The 5,944-nt window shown below is 49.9% G+C and carries 2 protein-coding genes; both read left to right on the top strand.

Translation table 11 applies throughout. The features are described 5' to 3' along the window. On the top strand, positions 1–2,722 hold a 2,722-nt coding region (locus tag RTY00_RS18340), incomplete at its 5' end, for an Ig-like domain-containing protein (protein WP_312665387.1). Between the two features lie 200 nt (positions 2,723–2,922). Next, positions 2,923–5,928 (top strand): Ig-like domain-containing protein, encoded by a 3,006-nt coding sequence (locus RTY00_RS18335; protein ID WP_312665386.1) that lies wholly within the window; start codon positions 2,923–2,925, stop codon positions 5,926–5,928. The last annotated feature ends 16 nt before the right edge of the window (positions 5,929–5,944 follow it).

Here is a 5,944-nt window from a genome sequence, read left to right as displayed (position 1 = left end):
GGAACCGTCAGCTGACCTGAAAGATGGGGCCAACACTCTGACGCTGGTTGCAGAGGAAACATTTGCAACGAATAAACGTGAAGGAACGCCTTCTGGTCCCTTCACGCTCATCACGGGAGAAGACGGAATCGTGCTGCAACACAGCGTCACCGCTACGGTGAATGAATCTGCTTCATCCGACCGGGATTTAGGCACTCAGGCATACAGTGGCGTTATTTATGCTGAACGCGATACCTCACTTCCCACCCTTTCCGGTGGTGCTCCCGGTGAAATTGGCAAACAGGGTTCGATCGCTCAAATCGTCGTCGGCGGGGAATATTATGAAGTTGATATTGATCCGGCCACCGGCAGATATAGCTGGACCGCGACCGTACCGTTTAGCGACGGCGATTACAGCGTTTCGGTGACGGTTAAAGATCGTGCCGGTAACATCGGTAAACCGACGCTGTACACCCTGCGCGTGGATACCACGCCGCCGGAAGCGCCGGAACTGATCAACCTTTATGACGATCAGGGTGCAAACCAGAGCAGCTTTGATCCCGGCGAAACCACCGACGATAAACGCCCGCAACTCACCGGTCTGGCTCAGGCGGGTACCACGGTATACCTCAAAGATGCCAGCGGTAAAACCATCGGCAGCGCGCTTGCAGATAAAGTTACAGGCATATGGAAGATGGAGCCGAATGAAGACCTGAAAGATGGCGCTAACAACCTGACGCTGGTTGCTGAAGAAACCTTCGCCGGCAAGACGCGCACCGGCACGTCATCTGCTGCGTTTACTATTGTGATTGGTGCAGATACGCCGGTTCTGCCGCCGAACACCATTACCATCAAAGAAGCCATCGACGATGTGGGTGCTTATACCGGAAAACTCGCCAGCGGCGCGCTGACCGATGACACCACGCCAACCCTGCGCGGCGACGTTTCTGCGGGCAACAGCGTGACGATTTACTATCGCCTGGCGGGCAGCAGCACCTGGGCCGGCAGCGCCACCGCGGCCGTCAGCGGCACCGAATGGAGCTGGACGCCGGGCAGCGCGCTCCCTTACGGCGCGTATGAGTTCCAGGCCAGCATTGGTAGCTTCAGCAGCAGCCTGTTCACGCTGGATATCGCCACAGCCGCTGACATCATCAACAAAACCCGCATCGAAACCGTGAAGGATGACTTCGGCGCCTGGCAGGGTGAACTGAGCAGCGGCGCAATTACGGACGACGCCACGCCATCGTTCAGCGGACGCGGTGAAGCCAACGGTAAAGTTGTGCTGCGCTACACGCAGGCGGGACAGCTGGCGAATACCGTGGTGGTTGATGTGGACAGCAGCGGCCGCTGGACGTGGACGCCAGCGTCAGGCCTGCCAGCCGGTAACTGGAGCTTTGAAGTTCAGCCACAGGGTCACAACGCCTGGTCAGATAGCTTCTCACTGAGCATCACCGGTAGCGATGGTTTTAATCCAGTTATTACCGACGGTTATGACGATATGGGTACGTCTATGGTGCTGGCTAACGGCGATACCACCGACGACACCACGCCAACCCTGAACGGCCGCGCCGAAGCGAACAGCATCGTTTATTTGCGTGCAGCCAGTGGCACCAATGACAACATTTACAGCCTAACGACCAATCCGGATGGAAACTGGAGCTGGACGCCGCAGTCCGCGCTAGCGCTGGGCAACTGGGAATTCCAGGTGAGCAAATCCGCGGCAAGCGGTTGGAGTGACACGTTTAAACTAAATCTGGAGGTTCTTCCGCAAGGATCTTCAGGTGAGGAACGCTTTGACTGGATTCTGGAATATCTTCGTCCAAATGGAGGAGGACCAGACAGGGGATTAGTACCTGCTAACACTATTATGAATGATGGCCTCAGATTACTCAAAGCAGCAGAAGTCCAACTTATTTCGGGGGTACATTTTATACATATCAATCCATCTTCAATTTATCCAGGTTCACCGACTGGCCTTTCATTGGGTTGGGATAACGGGACGACAGATGTAACATTTGATATTGTTTCATCGCCTTCACGAATATATATTGCCAGGATAAAAATTTATGACACTAAAGGGTTATTACTTAGTGATCAAAATGAAGGGATCGATGTAGGACCACATACGTTAAATAAATACAGATATTTTGCACCTGAGGGAAGGCTAATTGGAAAAGTCGACATAAGTACTACAAAACCGGATGCGACCGGGGGAATAGATAATATCCTTTGGGGAACTAAACTGCCACGCGCACTTGGGATAAATGAAGAGCAAAAATCAGAAAATTTAATTAATTCTGATGACAACGCACATAAATTACATGAAACAGGTGATTTAGCGCATAAATACATTATCGGCAGCGAAAGTAAAACCGATACTTTGCAACTCACCCACAATGATCAGCTTCTCGATTTAACCGCGGATATTAAGCAGATTGAATCGATAGAAATTATCGACATTACCGGTAGCGGCGATAATATTCTGAAGCTCGATCTCAACGCCCTGCTCCAGCACGGCGAGAAAGATCTGTTTATCGAAGATGGTAAAACGCAGTTGCTGGTAAAAGGCAATGAAGGCGATGTTGTCCAGCTCAAAGATATTCTGCCGGAAGGCAGCGACATCAGTGAATGGCAGCATCAGGACGGCACGATTACCATTGCGGGGGTCGAATATAACGTCTATAGCCATGGGGATGAAGCTGAACTGCTGGTGCAGCAAGGAGTAAAAACCGAGCTAATCTAATTAATTAAAAAATCCAAAACACTTATTCAGGCCACATTGTTTAACAATGTGGCCTTTTATTTAAGACCTTTCTCGTCATTCAATTTTCTGCCATCCATTACCTTTCCAGCTGGATAAATCTCTACACAACGCCATGTAGCACAACTGATAAGCCATTGAGCCCTTGACTTTATGCTTTTGAATACCAGGAAATCTTAGCAATGAATCCTCAGACCTATACAGGCACTGTTTATGCCCAGAGAGATACTTCTCTCCCAACCCTTTCTGGCACCGCATCCGATGAGAAAGGAAAAACAGGTGCAGTAGCCCGAATTTCGGTTGGCGGCGAATATTATGAGGTCCCGGTTGATCCGCTAACCGGTAAATACACATGGACCGCGAACACGCCCTTGCCCGATGGTGATTACAGCGTTTGGGTTACCATCAAAGATCGTGCCGGGAATGTTGGAAAGCCTTCGTTATATACCTTACGGGTAGATACCACGCCACCTGCAGCACCTGAACTCATCAATCTGTATGACAACATTGGCACTTCAACCAGTAGTTTTGATGCGGGCAAAATTACCGACGATAAGCGTCCGACATTGACCGGTCTGGCCCAAAAAGGCTCTACGGTGTATCTGCGTGATGTCGATGGCAACACGATTGGCAGTGCAAAAGCCGATAGCACCACCGGTAAATGGGTGATAGATCCAACCATTGATCTCAAAGACGGTGCCAATAGCCTGACGCTGGTCGCTGAGGAAAAGTTTGCCAACAAAATGCGCGAAGGTTCGCCTTCTGCACCTTTTATTATTGTGGTAGGAGCGGACGGCACCGTTCTGCAGCAACCCCGTTTGAATAGCGATGATGTTACACCATCCAGCCATGATATGAATTTACAGGCCTATAACGGCACGGTTTATGCGCAGAGAAATACCTCGTTGCCCAGCATTTCCGGTGGTGCTGCGGGTGAAAAAGGAAAGACGGGGGCCATTGCCCAGATCTCTGTCGGCGGGCAATACTTTGAGGTCCCTGTCGATTCTGTAACGGGTAGATATACATGGACTTCAAAGGTGCCTATGCCTGACGGTGATTACAGCGTCTCGGTAACAATTAAAGATCGTGCAGGCAACATCGGCAAGCCAACGCTATTAACGCTGCGCGTAGATACGACACCTCCCAATGCACCTGAGCTGCTCAATCTGTATGACAATCACGGTGCTAAAACCGGCAGTTTTGATGCGGGTCAGATCATTGATGATAAACGCCCGAAACTGACCGGTATTGCGCAAGAAGGCACGACCGTTTATCTGCGGGATGCGCAAGGCAACACGTTAGGCAGCGCGCTCGCCGATAAAACCAGCGGTAAATGGGTGATAGAACCATCGGTCGATCTGGATGACGGGGTCAACAACCTCACACTGGTCGCCGAAGAAACCTTCGCCAATGTAAAGCGCAGTAGTACAGCTTCTGCGCCCTTCGCTATTGTGGTCGAGGCTGGAAGCACTGAACTGCCGCCAAATACCATCACTATCAAAAAGGCAGTGGATGACACAGGTGTCGATCCGCTTAATCTTGCCAGCGGCTCATTAACAGAAGACACCACACCCACGTTAAGCGGTGAGGTCTCCGATGACATGATCGTGACTATTTACTACCGCCTCACCAGCAGCGACACATGGACTGGCAGCGCCATCGCAACGACCAACGGCACGCATTGGAGCTGGACACCCAACACGCCGTTTGCTGCCGGTGAATATGAGTTCCAAGCCAGTATTGGTGGTTACAGCAGCAGCCTTTTCCGGCTGGAGATTGCCACTGCCGAAGATATCCAAAAGAAAACGCGTATCGAATTTGTATTCGATGATTTCGGCGCATGGCAAGGGCCGCTGAGTAGTGGAGCCATTACTGATGGAGCAACGCCCACTTTTAACGGTCGTGGAACCAGCAACAGCAAAATTGTGCTGCGCTACACGCAGTCTGGCCAGCCAAGCGGCACGGTGGTGGTTGACGTCGACAGCAGCGGTAACTGGACGTGGAAACCTGCCTCCAGCTTGTCGGCAGGAAACTGGAACTTTGATGTTCAGCCGCAAGAAGCCAGAGATTGGTCCGAGGCTTTTTCACTGATTATTACTGGTGCAGAGGGTTATGAACCGGTAATCACCGAAGCTCTGCCTGATGCGGGATCGACGGAAGTGTTGCGCAGCAATGACACCACTGATGACGCAACGCCACATCTGTATGGCCGTGCCGAAGCCAATAGCGTGATCTTTTTTCGCACCAACAGCGGTACCACTTCGATGGTGTATAGCGTAATCACCGATTCAGCAGGTAACTGGAGCTGGACACCTGAAGCAGAACTCGCCACTGGCAGTTGGCATTTTAGAACAAGTAAAAGCACGCTTGGCGGCTGGAGCGATGCATTTACTCTGCATATTGGCGCGGTTTCTGATGCCAATGGGCTGGAAGAGTTTAGTTATAGCTTTACCGAATTCGTTGAAGGCTTAAGTTACACGTTAGATTCAGGTGCAAGCCTCGTCATGCATGAACAAGGTGTCGTTAATGCGCAAAATAATGCGTCTGGATTCTATGCAGAGCGTGTTCTGGTGGTAAACCTCGAAAGTAAAGTCACATTAGCTCTCCCTTCCCCCACCAGCAAATTTGAATTTTCAGTTCTGCAAAATGATGTCGTTTCAACTGCGCAAATTGCTTTTTACAGCGCGGAAAAGTCATTAGTCGGCTCATTAACCGTGAGCAGCAATCAATTATCCATTCCGGGTTACTATACTTTTGACTATTTATCAGAAAATGTGGACATCAGTTACATTGAAATAACAACAGTTTCAGGAGCTGAAATAGCCTTCGACTGGATAAAATGGGGAGCTTCAGAGAGCGCAACAAATAATGACACGATGTTATCCGAGCAGTTCATCTTTGATTTATTAGTTGATGATATTGAGCCCTTATCCATTGAACTCAATACGCTACTCAAGAACGGTGAAAAAAACCTGTTTATCGAGGACGACAGAATTCAATTAATGGTTAATGGCAGTGATGCTAATGAGGTGCAACTCAAAGCTTTATTACCACAACAGAGCGATATCACTGAATGGAAACATCAGAATGGTAGCGTTACGATTGCAGGCGTGGAATACAACGTTTATCGCCACGGCGATGATGCAGAATTGCTGGTACAGCAAGGGGTAAAAACGGAACTGGTTTAATGGTTGAATAATTTAT

The sequence above is a fragment of the Pantoea sp. CTOTU49201 genome (assembly GCF_032054795.1).
GTDB lineage: Bacteria > Pseudomonadota > Gammaproteobacteria > Enterobacterales > Enterobacteriaceae > Pantoea > Pantoea symbiotica.
The sequence above is the reverse complement of the archived record's forward strand: the minus strand, read 5'-3'. Positions and strand labels throughout refer to the sequence as shown.